Below are 14,825 nucleotides of genomic sequence, written 5' to 3' on the forward strand. Positions count from 1 at the left end.
GTCCAAATGAAGCTCGCAGGTCGATGGAACGGTGCAATCGCCTCGATCCCTTGACCCAGCCGGACGGAAGTAGCGTTATGAAGACGTTGTCGATCGATGTGCGCCCTGCCGAGCCGCAGGATGCAGCCTCCATTGCCGAGGCGCACCGCTCCGCATGGCAATATGCCTATGCAGGGCTTATTCCGCATCGACCCCTCACCAAGATGATCGAACGCCGTGGCGAAACCTGGTGGCGCAAGGCGACGCGCGGGCCGGCGACGCTTCTGGTCGTCGACGTCGCCGGCACCATCGCCGGCTATACGACGCTCGGCCTCAATCGCGCACGCGCCCTTCCGCAGGAAGGTGAGATCTACGAAATCTATATGCGCCCCGAATATCAGGGCATCGGCCTGGGCCATGTGCTGTTCGGCGAGGCGCGGCGCCTGCTGAAGTCGCTCGGTTGCAACGGCATGGCCGTCTGGTGCCTGGAAGAAAGCCAGCACGCCGTTGATTTCTTCCGCTCCAACGGCGGCATCGACGCGGTCGAGGGCATGGAAGATTTCGACGACGTCCAGTTGAAGAAGCTCGGCTTCATCTGGAGTTGACGGCTGGCCCGGCGGCTTATTCGACGGATAACCCTTCGGGCCAGACATGGGTCTCTTCGCTCGCCTTCTCTCCTCGTTTTCCAATCCACATGGCTTCCTGGAATCCGCAGGCAAAATCGCTCGCCTCGCCGTCGGCGACCTGGCGCGCGAGTTCGTTGGCCTTGGGGTTGGACAGCGCATCGACATAGCCGACGACGCAGCTTAGGCCGTCCTCCGGTTGGGCCACCCGGGAGATCACCAGAACCTGTCCCTCCGCCTCCTTCGTCGGCATGCCGGTGTCGCCGACATTTTCAATGAACCAGCGAAGGATCGCGGCAAAGGGCTTTCCCGAGGCGTCGAGACGCCATTCGACCTTGGTGTTGATGTGGTTGAAGGCTGCGAAGGACGCGAAGGCGCCCTCGATCAGCTCGGCGCGCACCGGACCGTAGAGCACACTCTGGCGCAGGTCGCCCTCGGAGAAATAGATGGGGTAGTCGTCATAGCCCCGGCATTTCATCGAGGCGCCCATCTCGTCGGCGGCGATCGTCTGGCAGCGGTCGAGGTTGAGATCGGTATAGACGCTCTCGTTGGCCATTGCCGGTGCGGCGAGACCAAGGGTGGTGACGGCGAATGCCGTGGTCACGGAACGGAAAGCGAGCATCGATGGTCCCCTCTAGCAGAACTGATTGCGAGTATAGCAGAGAGCATGCCGCGTGGCGTGGGGGGACGCTGGAAAAGCCTGCAAAGCCAAGCGGTGCGGATCACCCGCATTTGCGGCCTTCGCCCAAAGCCGTGTTGCATTGCATCCCAATTCCCATTAGGAAGCGCGGGATTTCAACACTCCCATGGGGCTGAAAATGCGTATTGATGCAATCAAGATCGGCAAGAATCCGCCGGATGACGTGAACGTCATTGTTGAAGTGCCGGTCGGTGGCCATCCGATCAAGTACGAGATGGACAAGGAAGCCGGCGCCCTGATCGTCGACCGCTTCCTCTATACGCCGATGACCTATCCGGGCAATTACGGTTTCGTGCCGCATACGCTCTCGGAAGACGGCGACCCTATCGACGTGCTGATCTGCAATACGCGCCCGCTCGTTCCGGGCTGCGTCATCAATGTTCGCCCGATCGGCGTCATGGTCATGGAAGACGACGGCGGCAAGGATGAGAAGATCATCGCCGTTCCGTCGCACAAGCTGACCCAGCGTTACGACAAGATCGAGAACTACACCGACATGCCGGAGATCACGCTCAAGCAGATCGAGCACTTCTTCGAGCACTACAAGGATCTGGAGCCCGGCAAGTGGGTGAAGATTGCCGGCTGGCAGGATGTCAGCGTCGCCAAGAAGCTGATCGTCGAGGCCATCGACCGGTTCAAGGCCCAGAAGTAAGGGTCAGTCGGTGACAAGGCCGTCGATCCGTTTTGCCAAATCCTCCGGGTCGCCCTCGATCCGGAGGATTTTTTGTCTGGCGGTGTCGCCGGAGACGACGGACACGGAAGATTTCGGGACGCCGAGCGCCTTGGCCAGCAGAACCACAAGCGCCTTGTTGGCCTTGCCCTTCTCCGGAACGCAGGAGACGCGCGCCTTCAGATGCGCCTCGCCTTCGGCATTCAGTTCGACGCCATCGATCGCGTCACGGCCGCCGTTCGGGGTCAGCCGAACGGCCAGCCGCAGGTGATCGGCAAAGGCCTTGTAAGGCGCAATCACAAGAACAGGGGGACGATGCTGTTCCACATCAGGGAGCGGATGAAGAAGATGATCAGCAGCACGACGATCGGCGAGATGTCGATGCCGCCAAGGTCGGGCAGGATGCGGCGGATGGGGCGCAGCACGGGTTCGGTCACGTTGTAGAAGAACGTGCCGAGCGAGTTGACGAAGCGGTTGCTGGAATTGATGACGTTGAACGCATAGAGCCAGGAGAAGATGGCGCTGCCGATGAGCACCCAGGTATAAATGTTCAAGGCCAGATCGATCGTCTGAAACAGCGCAAGCATGCAAGTCTCCATTTCTCGGTTGACAGACATGTAGACATTGGCGACTAAACGGACAAGTCCTGCGAGCCGGCCTATGGGGATTCATGTTTAACGGGCGTGTCGGTTCCGGTCATTGTCCGAGCGCCCGAATCGAAAGTTCCTCAGATGGCAGCAATCTCGTCCGGTGATCGTTTCGCCGCTTTCCGGCATGCAGCCTATCTGCGCTTCTTCTTCGCCCGCTTCCTTGGCGCCTTTGCCACGCAGATCCTGTCGGTTTCGGTCGGCTGGCAGATGTATGACGAGACGGGCAGCACGCTCTATCTCGGATTGATCGGTCTTGTTCAGTTCCTGCCGTCGCTGCTGCTGATCCTTATCACCGGCTCGGTCGCCGATCGCTACAATCGCCGGGCGATCGTGGCGATCTGCATGATCATCAGCGCCCTGTGCGGCGGCGCGATGCTGCTTCTGACGATGTTCGACGCCTTCGATCCGCTGATCGTCTTCGCCATTCTGGTGGTGTTCGGCGTTGAGCGCGCCTTCAACGCGCCGGCCGTGCAGTCGCTGGCGCCCAATCTCGTGCCGCCCGCGGATCTGGGCAATGCCGTCGCGTGGAACTCCTCGTCCTGGCAGACCGCGTCGATCGTCGGTCCGGTGGCGGGCGGCCTTCTTTACGGGGTCAGCCCAACGCTTGCCTATTCGGTCTCCTTCGCCTTCTTCGTCGCCGCGGCCATTCTCGTCTTCATGGTGGCAAAGCCTGAGCAGCGCAGCGCGTCCAAGGCGGTCTCCTGGAACACGATCCTCGCCGGCTTCCGTTTCATCTTCGGCGAAAAGGTGGTGCTCGGTGCGATCTCTCTGGATCTCTTCGCCGTCCTGCTCGGCGGCGCAGTGGCGCTGATGCCGGTCTTTGCTCGGGACATCCTGACGCTTGGCCCGCTCGGGCTCGGCCTTCTGCGGGCGGCACCCGGTATCGGGGCGATCATTGTCGCGGTGGCGCTCGCAAGCTTTCCCATCCGCCACAATGCCGGTCTGTTCATGTTCATCGGCGTTGCGCTCTTCGGCGCGGGCACGATCATCTTCGGACTGTCGGAAACCGCCTGGATCTCGATCGCCGCGCTGATGCTGATGGGCGCGGCCGACATGGCCTCGGTCTATGTCCGCGAAACCTTGATCGCGCTGTGGACGCCGGACGAGGTGCGCGGCCGGGTCAATGCCGTCAACATGGTCTTCGTCGGCGCATCGAACGAGCTCGGCGAATTTCGCGCCGGCACGATGGCGCATGTGGTGGGGCCCGTTCCGGCGGTGGTGATCGGCGGGGCAGGGACGCTTGCCGTCGCCGTGCTCTGGGCGCTCGGCTTCCCGCAATTGAGAAAGATCGACAGCCTGGACGCCCCCAACACTCAGGCGAAGTGATTTGCCTTGACGAAGACCAGGTCGAGGAATTCCGAAAGCCACGCCTTGAGCGGCGCATCGAAAATCATCCGGCCTTCGAGATGGTCACGACCCTGCTGGGCGTTCGGCATGATGAAGCGGTGGGCGCCGTGGACGACCCAGCGCTGCATCATGGCGCGGGTGAGTTCGGCATGGAACTGCAGGCCCCAGGCATTGTCGCCGTAGCGGATCGCCTGGTTGCGGTAGACATCGCCCTCGGCCAGAAGCTGGCAACCCTGGGGCAGGTCGAATCCTTCGCGATGAAAATGATAAACCATCTTCGGCCAGCAGCGCATCAGGAGCCGGCCGTGCTCTGTCGGGCGCAGCGGATACCAGCCGATCTCGACGCGGCCTTCCGGCTCAGGCTCGACCTTGCCGCCGAGATGGCGCACCAGCATCTGAGCGCCAAGGCAGATGCCGAGATAGGGCTTGTTCTCCTTGAGCGGCACGGCGAGCCAGTCCGTTTCGGTCCGGACGAAGGGGTCCGGGTCGTTGGCGCTCATCGGCCCGCCGAACACCACTGCGCCGGAATGGGCTTCCAGCGTCGCCGGCAGCCGGTCTCCGAGCACGGGCCGGCGGATATCGAGCGGGAAACCCTTCTCGATCAGCATCTGGCCAACCCGCCCGGGGCTCGACCTTTCCTGGTGGAGAACGATCAGGACAGGCTGCCGATCCCGCCTTCGGTGCGGATCATCCAGCATCGTCATCACCCTCGAGACCTGCTCGCGCCTCCGCCTCCTGTCGTTCGTGCACCCTGTCGCGGCCCGACACGCCGAGCAGGTCGGCGATCCGCCAGATGGCGTGATCCTCCATCTCGCTACGGGCGCCGTCGGCATAGACGATGTCCCAGAGGATGCCGACGAGTTGCGTGCGTTGGTTTTCGTCCAGCGTGCGTTTCAGGTCGGAGGTGAAGCGGTAGTAGTCCACCGCCTCGCTCTCGGCCTTCCTGCTTTCGACCAGCAGCGCGTCGACCGCCTCCTCGTCCAGCGCATATTGCTCATGCAACAGCGAACGCAGCTTGACCCTTTCCGCCTGGTGCACGACGCCGTCGGCCTCCATGACCTGCAGGCAGAGAGCGGCCACCGCAATGCGCGGATCGTCCGGGGCGAACGCCGGCTGCTGCGGTGCGGACTGGGTCAGGCTCTGGAAAAAAGACTGTAGTCGATCGAGCATTCGGCTTCCTCAGAAGAGCTTCAGTCGGTTTTTTTGATCGGATGACGCCTGTGCACCATCGCGAACGCCCGGATCGTCGGGTGGGCGGCCGAAGAAAGGCTCAAGGCTCGGTTCCGGCTTGGCCTTCCTCTCGATCTTGTTCGCCACGACAGGCGCAGCCGGGGCGGGCGCCTGTTCGGCAAGCGGCGAGGGAGGAACGGAGGCGGCGCCCGGAGCGACGGGAGCGGGTTGTGGCTCCGTCGTGCTGACGGGCGGCAAGGTCTCGAGCGCGATGGCAGCGTGCCCGGGCGTGCCCTCCTCGACCGGTCGTTCCAGCTGGTCGAAAGGGACCTTCCATTCGAAGGCATCAAGCCTGCCGGTGATCGGCGATAGCGGCATCCACTTGTCAGAGACATAGCCGTCGGCGACCCAGGCGGGATCGCGGCCTGCCTTCAGGGCCTGCGCCATCCAGTGGCGAATGCGGCCCTGATCGCCCGTTTCGGCTTCCTCGATATCGGCGAGCAACAGGTAGACGCGCTCGGACGAACTCATCCGGGCAGCCGCTTCCGCCTTGGCGCGTGCCTTGGTGAACTCCTGGGCATCAAGCGCGGCTTCCGCAACGACCAGCAGCGACTCGACATTGTTGGTGCGCAGTGATTCCAGCCGCTCGGCACGCTTTAATCGGTCGACGGCGCTGTCGCCGCTTCGGGCGCGCAAATAGGCCTTGGCGATTTCCGGATGCGGATTGAGTTTCCACACCTGCTCCAGCACGCTGGATGCCTTGCGCAGGTTGTCCTCGCGCAGATAGGCCTTGGCGGCGACGATCGCGGCGGGAACGAGATCCTTGGCGAGCTTGAGGGCATGGAGCGCGTCGTCGCGGGCAGCCACCGGTTCGCTTTCGAGCCGATCCTCGGCCTTGGCCGTCAGAAGCACGGCCTTCAAGCGGTCGGCCTCGGCACGGTTGAGTACATGGGCGACACGCTGCTGGTCGAGCAGGCGGATCGAATCGTCCCAATTGCCGACGCGACAGCGGTGTTCCAACGTCGCCTTGGCGGCCCAGGGCAGATAGGGGGCGCTCTCCGCCGCCGTTTCGGCATATTGCCGGGCGGCCTCGTAGGCGCCGAGCCGGTCGGCCTCGACGTAAAGACCGCGCAATCCGAGTTCTCGGGTTTCCGGATCATCGGCCATCTGCTGGTAGAGCCTGCGGGCCTCGTCGTGGCGACCTTCGATCACGGCAGTCTGGGCTTCGAGGACCAGAATGAGCGGTTCCTGGTCCGCCCGCAGCAGGCTGCGGGCGCGGGCGCTCATCTTGTGGGCGAGGGCGGCATTGCCGGCGCCGGCTGCGATCAAACCGGTCGACAGCGCCTGGTAGCCACGGTCGCGGGTTCGGGCACGGAAATAGCGGCGAACAGAATGGGGTGATGTCCATAGCGTGCGGACGAACCACCAGAGGATCATGATGGTGGCGACGATCGCCAGCATGGCCGAGGCTGCGACCATCAGGCTCATCTCGATCAACTGGCCCTGCCAGACGATCGACAGCGAGCCGGGCCGATCGGCGAGCCAGGCAAAGCCAAAACCGAGCGCGAGGATGGTCAAGATGAAGAACAGGATTCTCAGCATGGATTGCGACCTCAGCCCTTCTTGCCGGCGACGACGGTGGCGAGCGCGTCGCCGACCACGGTCTCGATTTCAATGCGGGTCTTGAGCGTCGACACATAGTCGGTCGAGACGGCCTTGCCCTGCTCCGGCAGGCTTTCCCATTCGAGCGAGGCTCCCTTGAGATCGCCGTTCTGCAGCTTGTCTTCCATGCGCGCGAGGATCGCCTCCGGCGTCGTCCCCTCGACATTGCCGACGGGGCGAACCTTGACGACGGAGAGCGCGCTCGACAGCAGGCGCTGACCGATACCCTCGTTGGGGTCAGGCTGGTGGACCGCCGAAAGGATGGTGTCGGCGACATCGCCGAACTTGCGCACGAGTTCGGCTCGAGAGGCAATGCCGGTCGCGGCGTGCGGACGAAGCCGCTCGACCGCCGGATCGTCGGGGGTGATGCTGGCCAGCGCATCGAGCTCGGCCATGAAGGGGCCGCCGCGCTCGGTCGCGGATTTCAACGCAGTGAGCGCGATGGCCTTGGCCATCTCGACGTCGGTGCGGGGTTCTTCGAGCTTCTTCTCTGCTTCCGCCAGGCGTTCGGTCAGGCGGGCCTCGGTCTCGGTGAGCGCACTGGCGTTGCCGGCGGCCTCGCCCTTCAGCGCGGCGAGCGCCTCGTCGGTCTGGGCGAGCCTCTGGCGCAATTCGTCCAGTGCCGCGGTGTCTGCCGCGGTGCTGGCCTGGTTGGTGACGGCGGTCTCAAGCGCCGCCAGCCTCTCCTCGAGGCGCGGATCGGCGGTGGCCGCCGGGGCATCGGCCAAGCCGGCAAGCTGCGTCTTCAACGCTTCGACATCGGCGGACAGGCCGGACATGTCCACCGGTGGCGTGGTTTCTCGCCCGACGGCTGGCAGATAGCCGGCATATTGCATGCTGCCGGCGCCCGCGAGGGCGACAAGGCCGCCGAAGATGCCAGCGGCGATGAGTGCGGGCAGCGCCGGACCTGATCTAGCCGGGGGCGTCGGTTCGCTTGGCGGCGTCTCGGCGGCAGCCGTGGTTGCCGGTTCGATCGGGGTTTCGGCATCGGAAGCGGACCGCTCGGTCGCCGTTTCATCCGGAGCCGGATCTGACGGTCCGTTCGAGCTTACCTGATCCGTTTCGGACGGAGCGCTGGTCGCGGCGATGCCATCGCTTTCGATCGTCTCGGAACGGTCCGTCGGCTCGGTCTGTGCCGTGCTGTCAGCGGCCACCGGATCGGCCGTCAGGTCGATGGTGACCGGGTCGTTCGGCGACTTCGAGCGGCGGGGCGGCTTTCCGGAAACCATGTCAACCTCTTCATTTCCCTGCGGTCCTCTAAAACTAGTCAGTCGGGGCGGGGAAAGAAAGGGCGAAGATCAAATTTGCCCCTCGACCTTAGAGTAGGGACAGCAGCGATGCCTCGGTCGGGACCGGCGCGACCTGGCATCTCGAACGGAACGGCTCCGGTACTGCAGCGACGATTTTCTCGCTAAGGCATAGAAACCGGGTGCTCGACAGCGTGGCCGCATCCGATTTCAACAAGGGCAGGTCGAAGAGGCGTCTGCCACTTTCGCTCGAATAAAGCAGGACCGCATCGACAGACTCTTCGCCGATGATCCGTTCGGTTTCGGACGGCGAAGGGGCAAGGGCGCGCATGCGGTAGCATTCGCAGATCTCGACCGGGATATGCCGGGCGGCGAGCTCGGTTTCGAAGCCCGAGGCACGCGGCTTTCCGGCGAAATAGAGCAGGGGGCGGTCGGGTCTCAAGGCCGCGGCCATCCGATCGGCGATCATCCGGGCAAGGGTCGTGCCGTCGTTGTCACCGGCGATCACTATGCGGAAGCCGACGTTCCAGGCCGCGTTGGCCGTGCTCTCGCCGACGGCAAAACAGGGAATGTCGAGCAAAGCGGGCGGCAGATGGGGCAAGGTGAGCAAGGCGCGAAGCGCCTCGGCGCTGGTAAAGGCGACGGCCGGATGATCATGCAACAGTGACGCCGCGATGGCGGCCCTGTCATGTTCTGCGACCGCGAGCGGAAGCAACAGCGGCTCGTGTCCACGCCGCCTGAGTTCGGCAGCCGTGCGGCTCGCCGCCGGTTCCGGGCGCGTCACCAGAACGCGCATGGCTCAACTCCAGCTGGCGAAGAAGTCGGGGCCGGCCTTGGCGCGGATCGCCTCGCCGGCGGCGCGGCCGATCTCGGCTGCATCGCCGCAGGCCCCTTCCAGGCCGATCTCATGGAAGCGAGAGCCGTCGGGCGTCAGGATCATGCCTGAGAAGGAAAGGCGATCGCCGTGACATACGGCAAAGCCGGCGATCGGGGTCCGACAGGAGCCGTCGAGCGCTGCGAGGAAAGCGCGTTCGCAGGTGACCGCATCATAGGTCGGGCGATCGTTGATGGCCGCCAGCAAGGAATTCATTCGATCGTCGTCGGTCCGGCTCTCGATGCAGATGGCGCCCTGGGCGGGTGCCGGGGGGAAGTCCTTCGGGTCGAGGAGTTCGGTCGGCACGTCGAACTTGCCCAGTCGCCTGAGCCCGGCATAGGCGAGCAGCGTGCCGTCGGCCTGGCCCTCGGCGAGCTTCCTTAGCCGGGTATCGACCTGGCCGCGAAACGTGATGACGTTGAGGTCCGGGCGCAAGCGCCGAATGAGTGCCTGGCGGCGCAGCGACGAGGAGCCGACGGTTGCGCCATGTGGCAGTTCGGTCAGCTTCGGCGCTGTCTTGCCAATGAAAGCGTCGCGGACATCTTCGCGCGGCAGGAAGGCGGAGAGAAACAAGCCTTCAGGCAGCCTGGTCGGCATGTCCTTTGAAGAGTGAACGGCCAGATCCAGATCGCCGGAGCGCAATTGTGCTTCGATCTCCTCGGTGAACAGCCCCTTGCCGCCCAGTTCCGCCAGCGGCCGGTCGGTGATCCGGTCGCCCTGGGTCGAAAGCACGACGATCTCGAACATCGATTCTGCCAGGCCATGGGCAGCCATGAGGCGGTCGCGGGTCTCGTGGGCCTGGGCGAGCGCCAGCGGGCTGCCGCGCGTGCCGATGCGGAAAGGTTTTGTTTGCATCCGGTCTGATCCGTTGTTACCGACAGACCTCCTAGACCGGTTTGACGGTCATCGCAATCAATGAACAGGGCAAATGGGCGCCAAACTACGCATTCTCGGCATCGAGACCAGCTGTGACGAGACGGCCGCGGCCGTCGTTTCCCGCCACGATGACGGTACCGGCCGGATCGAGGCCGACGTGGTCTTGAGCCAACTCGACGAGCACAGCGCCTATGGCGGCGTCGTGCCGGAAATCGCGGCGCGCGCCCATGTCGATGCGCTCGACAGCCTGATCGAGGAGGCACTGACGCGGGCCGGCACGCGGCTTTCCGAGATTGATGCGATTGCCGCAACCGCCGGTCCCGGACTGATCGGCGGCCTTCTGGTTGGGCTGATGACCGGCAAGGCAATCGCGCGGGCGACTGGTAAGCCGCTCTATGCGATCAACCATCTCGAAGGCCACGCGCTGACCGCGCGGCTGACCGACAATCTGCGCTTCCCCTACCTGATGCTGCTCGTCTCCGGTGGCCACACCCAGCTTGTGCTGGTGCGCGGCGTGGGTTCCTACGAGCGCTGGGGCACGACCATCGACGATGCGCTTGGCGAAGCCTTCGACAAGACGGCCAAACTGCTCGGCCTGCCTTATCCCGGCGGCCCGGAAGTCGAGAGGGCGGCAGCGACGGGAGACGAAGAGCGTTTCGCCTTTCCGCGACCGCTGGTGGGCGAAGCCCGGCTCGACTTCTCCTTCTCCGGCCTGAAGACGGCCGTTCGCCAGGCGGCGGAGAGCATCGCGCCGGTGAGCGATCAGGACATCGCCGACATTTGCGCTTCCTTCCAGCGCGCGATTTCGCGCACCCTCGACGACCGGATCGGGCGGGGGCTGCTGCGGTTCCTGACCGAGTTCCCCCAGACTGACGGTCTTCCTGCCCTGGTGGTCGCCGGCGGGGTTGCGGCAAACAAGGCGTTGCGCCGCACCCTTCAAGCGTTGTGCGACCGGCACGGCTTTCGCTTCGTCGCTCCGCCGCACCACCTTTGCACCGACAATGCCGTGATGATCGCCTGGGCGGGGCTGGAGCGCATGGCGCTTGGTATGCCGGCCGATCCGCTCGACGTACAGCCGCGTTCGCGCTGGCCGCTCGACGCGGATGCGCAGGCCTTGCTTTCCTATGGCAAGCGGGGAGCAAAGGCATGAGCGGGGCTGACCGCATCGTCGTCATCGGTTCAGGCGCCTTCGGTACGGCGCTTGCCGCCGTCATGGCGGCCGAGGGCAGGGTCGAGACCACGCTCTTCGGCCGGGATGCCGCGCTGATCGCGGATTTGCAGGCGTCTCGGGTACACGAGGCGGCCCTGCCCGGCATTCGCCTGCCGGACGCCTTGCGGTTCTCTGTCGATCCCGGCGTGATCGCCGCAGCCGAGATCGTGCTCTTCGCCATGCCCTCGCAGGCCCAGGCGGAAGCGGCCGCACAATACGGACCCCATCTCCGCGAGGGGGCGGCTGTGGTCACCTGTGCCAAGGGCATTGACCGCAACACCACGCGGCTGTTGACGGATGTCCTTGAAGAAGCGCTGCCGCATCATGCCGTGGCCGCGCTTTCCGGACCCGGTTTTGCCGCCGACATCGCCCGCGGCCTGCCGACGGCAATGGCGATCGCGGCCTCCGACCTGGCCATTGCCGAGCGGCTGGCGCATGCCATTTTCGGCCGGACTTTCCGTCTCTACGCTTCCGATGACCGGATCGGCGTGCAGCTCGGCGGGGCGCTGAAGAATGTGCTGGCGATCGCCTGCGGCATCGTGGAGGGCATGGGGCTTGGCGATTCCGCCCGCGCCGCGCTCATTTCGCGCGGGCTTGCCGAAATGTCACGACTGGTCGCGGCCATGGGCGGCAAAACGGACACCGTTCGTGGTCTGTCCGGGCTCGGCGACCTGGTGCTGACCGCCACCAGCCACCAGTCGCGCAACCTGCGTTTCGGCATTGCGCTGGGCCGCGGCGAACCGATCGATTTCTCGCGTGGGCAACTGGTCGAAGGCGCCTTTGCCGCCGCCGTCGCCTCGCGGCTGGCCGAGGGGCTTTCGGTCAGCATGCCGATCACCGATGCCGTGGCGGCGATCATCGAGGGTAGCCTCGATATTCCGACGGCCATCGAGCAGTTGATGTCGCGTCCGATCACCACCGAGTGACGGGCTCTAGAAGAACCAAGGAGAGACGAAACATGCTGTTTGCCGTAATCTGCGCCGACAAGCCGGGACACCTGAATGTCCGGATGGAAACCCGCCCGACCCATCTCGAATGGCTGAACGGTCTCAATGCCGCCGGCACGCTGAAGATCGGGGGGCCCTTCCTCGATGCCGACGGCAAGCCCTGCGGCTCCATGCTTTTGATCGCTGCCGACGACATCGAAGGTGCCAAGGCGATCGCGGCGCAGGATCCCTATGCCAAGGTCGGCCTTTTCGCCAATGTCGAGATCAAGCCCTACAACTGGGTCTTCAACAATCCGGAGGCTTGAGGGCAGATGGCTTTCTGGCTCTACAAGTCCGAACCTTTCAAGTGGTCCTGGCAGATGCAGAAGGATGCAGGCGAAAAGGGCACCGAGTGGACCGGCGTTCGCAACTATCTGGCCCGCAACAACATGCGGGCCATGAAGATCGGCGACAAGGGCTTCTTCTATCACTCGAACGAGGGGCTGGAGGTCGTCGGCATCGCGGAAGTCTGCGCGCTGTCCCATCCGGATTCCACCGCCGAAGGGGATGCCCGCTGGGACTGCGTCGATATCCGCGCCGTCTGTGACATGCCGAAGCCCGTCTCGCTGAAGGACGTCAAGGCCAATCCGAAGCTTGCCAACATGGCCTTGGTCACCTCGATGCGGCTCTCCGTCCAGCCGGTGACGGAAGAGGAATATCTCGAAGTCTGCCGCATGGGCGGGCTCGACAATCCGCCGCGCTGAGGGAGATGGCTTGAACACCGATCCCGAGACGTTCATTTGCGCAAACACCAGCCTGATGGCGCCGCCGCATGTGCCGGAAATCCGATTGCGGCTGGCAAGCGAGGTTCATGACCTCTGGCTGAAGACGGAAGAAGACCTCGAGGAAATCGGTCTGCCGCCGCCGTTCTGGGCCTTTGCCTGGGCCGGCGGGCAGGGGCTCGCCCGTTACATCCTCGATCATCCGCAAGAGGTGCGCGGCAAGCGCGTGCTCGATTTTGCCAGCGGTTCCGGGCTGGTGGCGATCGCGGCGAAGCTCGCCGGAGCCGCCGAGGTGGTCGCCGCCGACATCGACCCGTGGGCCGGAACGGCGGTAAGGCTCAATGCTCGCGAGAATGGCGTGGAGATCGGCTTCACCGCCGATAACCTGATCGGAAAATCCATCGATTCCGACATCGTGCTGGCCGGCGACGTTTTCTATGACCGGGATTTTGCCAGCGCGCTATCCGACTGGTTCGCACATCTTGCCGCTGGCGGGAGGCGGGTGCTGGTTGGCGATCCCGGACGCAGCTATCGCCCGACCGAGCGGCTCGAGGCGCTCGCCACCTACGAAGTGCCGGTCACGCGGGTTCTCGAGGACTGCGAAATCAAGCGGACGACGGTCTGGCGTTTCCGCTGACCGGCCTCATCAGCGAGGGCGGATGACGCATACGCCGGCCTCGTAGGCGCAGGCGCTGTCGTCCATTTCCGCATCGACCTCGATGATCCTTGCCGCCGGCGGCCGATAGGTGACGACGGCGCTGCGGGAACCCTCGATCGCGAAGTAGATCCCGGCGCCGCGAACCCGTACGGCGGAGATCGATCCGGCAAAGGTGCCGATACCGGGAACGACGGACGGCAATCCCGCGCCACCGACCACAGTTTGCTGATAATGACGATCGTAGCCACTCCGGTCCGGATGTCGAGAATGACGGTATTCACTGGCGCTCAATTGGGTTGCACCAAGAAAAAGCGATAGGGCGCCGGCAATGACCAGTCCGGTGCGGGCAAGACGCGTGACCATGGATGCCTCTCCGTCGGGCTCGGGGTGGTTAACAAAAGGTTAAGGCCACCATGCCCGATTTCCTCGGTAAAGTCATTGCCGCGCGTGATTTTTTAGCAGGACATGATCAATCGCCGCGCGTTGGCATAAAGTTCTATTCATCCCAATCGATTAAAATCGAATCGGCGAGCGAATGGGCTTGTCGTCGGTCATTTCGGCGATTAAACGTCGCGATTGATGCAATGCACCCACGTGTGGGATCAAGGCATTGCCCGGAGGATGTCCGAGTTCTCGGAACGCATTGAAACGCCGCGAGGTTCTGATGGCGAATCTGACAAATAACCGGCCCTTGTCGCCGCATCTGCAAATCTACAAGCCGATCCCCACCATGGTGATGTCGATCCTGCATCGCATCACCGGTGCCGCGCTCTACTTCGGCACCATTCTGGTCGCCTGGTGGCTGATCGCCGCCTCGACGGGTGCCGCCTATTTCGACTGGGTCAGCTGGTTCATGGGGACGATCGTCGGCCGGCTCGTGTTGTTCGGCTACACCTGGGCCCTGCTTCACCACATGCTCGGCGGCCTGCGCCACCTGATGTGGGATGTCGGCTACGGCTTCGACAAGCACTTCTCCACCAAGCTCGCCAAGGCCAACATCATCGGTTCGGTGGTGCTGACCGTTCTCGTGTGGGCGATCGCCTACGCCGTACGCTGAGGAACACGAACATGGATATGCGCACTCCGCTCGGTAAGGTCCGCGGTCTCGGTTCGGCCAAGGAAGGCACGGATCATTTCTGGCGTCAGCGGGTCACGGCCGTCGCCAATATTCCGCTCATCACCTTCTTCATCGGTTTCCTGGTCTGCTACGGCGGCGCGCCCTATGCGGAAGTCGTCGGCGCGCTGGCCAATCCGGTCGTCGCCGTGGTCATGGGCCTGGTCGTCCTCTCCGGCGTCATTCACATGAAGCTCGGCATGCAGGTGATCATCGAGGACTATGTCCATCAGGAGTTCACCAAGATCGCCCTCTTGATGCTCAACATGTTCTTCGCGATCCTGATCGGCGGGCTCTGTCTTTTCGCCCTTCTGAAGATCGCATTCGTAGGATAATC

Annotated in this window: 19 protein-coding genes and 1 pseudogene; 10 read left to right on the top strand and 10 right to left on the bottom strand. The window is 64.0% G+C overall.

Going from position 1 to position 14,825, the window contains the following annotated elements:
• Positions 1 to 77: 77 nt before the first annotated feature.
• Positions 78 to 584, top strand: a complete 507-nt coding sequence (locus DYZ14_RS08970; protein WP_154720344.1) for a GNAT family N-acetyltransferase — start codon at positions 78 to 80, stop codon at positions 582 to 584.
• Positions 585 to 600: 16 nt separating this feature from the next.
• Here DYZ14_RS08970 and DYZ14_RS08975 read toward each other — a convergent pair whose 3' ends face one another.
• Entirely contained in the window at positions 601 to 1,224 is a 624-nt protein-coding gene (locus DYZ14_RS08975; protein ID WP_154720345.1) for a hypothetical protein, read from the bottom strand.
• Between the two features lie 196 nt (positions 1,225 to 1,420).
• Between DYZ14_RS08975 and ppa the strand changes: the two genes are divergently transcribed.
• Positions 1,421 to 1,954 carry an inorganic diphosphatase gene (gene ppa / locus DYZ14_RS08980; protein ID WP_154720346.1) on the top strand — a complete coding sequence of 178 codons (534 nt, stop codon included), beginning with the start codon at positions 1,421 to 1,423 and terminating at the stop codon, positions 1,952 to 1,954.
• A gap of 3 nt (positions 1,955 to 1,957) precedes the next feature.
• Here the strand turns inward: ppa and DYZ14_RS24350 are convergent, their stop codons facing one another.
• Together DYZ14_RS24350 and DYZ14_RS24355 are read right to left on the bottom strand one after the other, a co-directional pair.
• Complete coding sequence (locus DYZ14_RS24350; RefSeq protein WP_232365490.1) at positions 1,958 to 2,272, bottom strand: DUF167 domain-containing protein; 315 nt, start codon at positions 2,270 to 2,272, stop codon at positions 1,958 to 1,960.
• A complete protein-coding gene (locus tag DYZ14_RS24355; RefSeq protein ID WP_232365482.1) occupies positions 2,269 to 2,589 on the bottom strand; it encodes a YggT family protein in 321 nt (106 codons plus the stop codon). Before DYZ14_RS24355 ends, DYZ14_RS24350 begins: the two co-directional genes overlap by 4 nt.
• A 114-nt stretch (positions 2,590 to 2,703) precedes the next feature.
• On the opposite strand from DYZ14_RS24355, the gene DYZ14_RS08990 reads away from it, so the two are divergent.
• Positions 2,704 to 3,948 carry an MFS transporter gene (locus DYZ14_RS08990; protein ID WP_154720348.1) on the top strand — a complete coding sequence of 415 codons (1,245 nt, stop codon included), beginning with the start codon at positions 2,704 to 2,706 and terminating at the stop codon, positions 3,946 to 3,948.
• On the opposite strand, the gene DYZ14_RS08995 is transcribed toward DYZ14_RS08990, so the two are convergent.
• The 6 genes from DYZ14_RS08995 to hemC form a co-directional block, all read right to left on the bottom strand.
• Entirely contained in the window at positions 3,936 to 4,667 is a 732-nt protein-coding gene (locus tag DYZ14_RS08995) for a glutamine amidotransferase (protein ID WP_154720474.1), read from the bottom strand. The two genes, DYZ14_RS08990 and DYZ14_RS08995, sit on opposite strands and share 13 nt — an antisense overlap.
• On the bottom strand, positions 4,657 to 5,139 hold the full coding sequence (locus tag DYZ14_RS09000) for a tellurite resistance TerB family protein (protein ID WP_154720349.1): 483 nt from the start codon (positions 5,137 to 5,139) through the stop codon (positions 4,657 to 4,659). Before DYZ14_RS09000 ends, DYZ14_RS08995 begins: the two co-directional genes overlap by 11 nt.
• Before the next feature lie 9 nt (positions 5,140 to 5,148).
• Positions 5,149 to 6,741 carry a heme biosynthesis protein HemY gene (locus tag DYZ14_RS09005; protein WP_154720350.1) on the bottom strand — a complete coding sequence of 531 codons (1,593 nt, stop codon included), beginning with the start codon at positions 6,739 to 6,741 and terminating at the stop codon, positions 5,149 to 5,151.
• Between the two features lie 11 nt (positions 6,742 to 6,752).
• A complete protein-coding gene (locus DYZ14_RS09010; protein ID WP_154720351.1) occupies positions 6,753 to 8,030 on the bottom strand; it encodes a COG4223 family protein in 1,278 nt (425 codons plus the stop codon).
• Positions 8,031 to 8,118: 88 nt separating this feature from the next.
• Entirely contained in the window at positions 8,119 to 8,844 is a 726-nt protein-coding gene (locus DYZ14_RS09015; protein ID WP_154720352.1) for a uroporphyrinogen-III synthase, read from the bottom strand.
• 3 nt (positions 8,845 to 8,847) lie between these two features.
• Positions 8,848 to 9,777, bottom strand: a complete 930-nt coding sequence (gene hemC / locus DYZ14_RS09020) for a hydroxymethylbilane synthase (protein ID WP_154720353.1) — start codon at positions 9,775 to 9,777, stop codon at positions 8,848 to 8,850.
• A 73-nt stretch (positions 9,778 to 9,850) separates the two neighbouring features.
• Here hemC and tsaD point away from each other — a divergent pair, with 73 nt between their 5' ends.
• From tsaD to DYZ14_RS09045, 5 genes and pseudogenes are all read left to right on the top strand, one after another.
• Positions 9,851 to 10,948: a tRNA (adenosine(37)-N6)-threonylcarbamoyltransferase complex transferase subunit TsaD gene (gene tsaD, locus DYZ14_RS09025; RefSeq protein ID WP_154720354.1), complete on the top strand. Its 1,098-nt coding sequence runs from the start codon at positions 9,851 to 9,853 to the stop codon at positions 10,946 to 10,948.
• Complete coding sequence (locus tag DYZ14_RS09030) at positions 10,945 to 11,934, top strand: NAD(P)H-dependent glycerol-3-phosphate dehydrogenase (protein ID WP_154720355.1); 990 nt, start codon at positions 10,945 to 10,947, stop codon at positions 11,932 to 11,934. Before tsaD ends, DYZ14_RS09030 begins: the two co-directional genes overlap by 4 nt.
• A gap of 32 nt (positions 11,935 to 11,966) precedes the next feature.
• Entirely contained in the window at positions 11,967 to 12,260 is a 294-nt protein-coding gene (locus DYZ14_RS09035) for a YciI-like protein (RefSeq protein ID WP_154720356.1), read from the top strand.
• Positions 12,261 to 12,266: 6 nt separating this feature from the next.
• On the top strand, positions 12,267 to 12,698 hold the full coding sequence (locus DYZ14_RS09040) for an EVE domain-containing protein (protein ID WP_154720357.1): 432 nt from the start codon (positions 12,267 to 12,269) through the stop codon (positions 12,696 to 12,698).
• Positions 12,650 to 13,353 (top strand): annotated as a pseudogene (locus DYZ14_RS09045) (class I SAM-dependent methyltransferase). The gene DYZ14_RS09040 and the pseudogene DYZ14_RS09045 overlap by 49 nt, the downstream one beginning before the upstream one ends.
• Positions 13,354 to 13,362: 9 nt before the next feature.
• Here DYZ14_RS09045 and DYZ14_RS09050 read toward each other — a convergent pair.
• A complete protein-coding gene (locus tag DYZ14_RS09050; protein ID WP_154720359.1) occupies positions 13,363 to 13,737 on the bottom strand; it encodes a hypothetical protein in 375 nt (124 codons plus the stop codon).
• A 301-nt stretch (positions 13,738 to 14,038) separates the two neighbouring features.
• Here DYZ14_RS09050 and sdhC point away from each other — a divergent pair, with 301 nt between their 5' ends.
• Positions 14,039 to 14,431 (top strand): succinate dehydrogenase, cytochrome b556 subunit, encoded by a 393-nt coding sequence (gene sdhC / locus DYZ14_RS09055; RefSeq protein ID WP_154720360.1) that lies wholly within the window; start codon positions 14,039 to 14,041, stop codon positions 14,429 to 14,431.
• Between the two features lie 11 nt (positions 14,432 to 14,442).
• Positions 14,443 to 14,823 carry a succinate dehydrogenase, hydrophobic membrane anchor protein gene (sdhD, locus tag DYZ14_RS09060; RefSeq protein WP_154720361.1) on the top strand — a complete coding sequence of 127 codons (381 nt, stop codon included), beginning with the start codon at positions 14,443 to 14,445 and terminating at the stop codon, positions 14,821 to 14,823.
• Positions 14,824 to 14,825: the final 2 nt, after the last annotated feature.

Origin of the sequence: Ciceribacter sp. T2.26MG-112.2 (assembly GCF_900492205.1) — a bacterium.
Lineage (GTDB): Bacteria > Pseudomonadota > Alphaproteobacteria > Rhizobiales > Rhizobiaceae > Allorhizobium > Allorhizobium naphthalenivorans_A.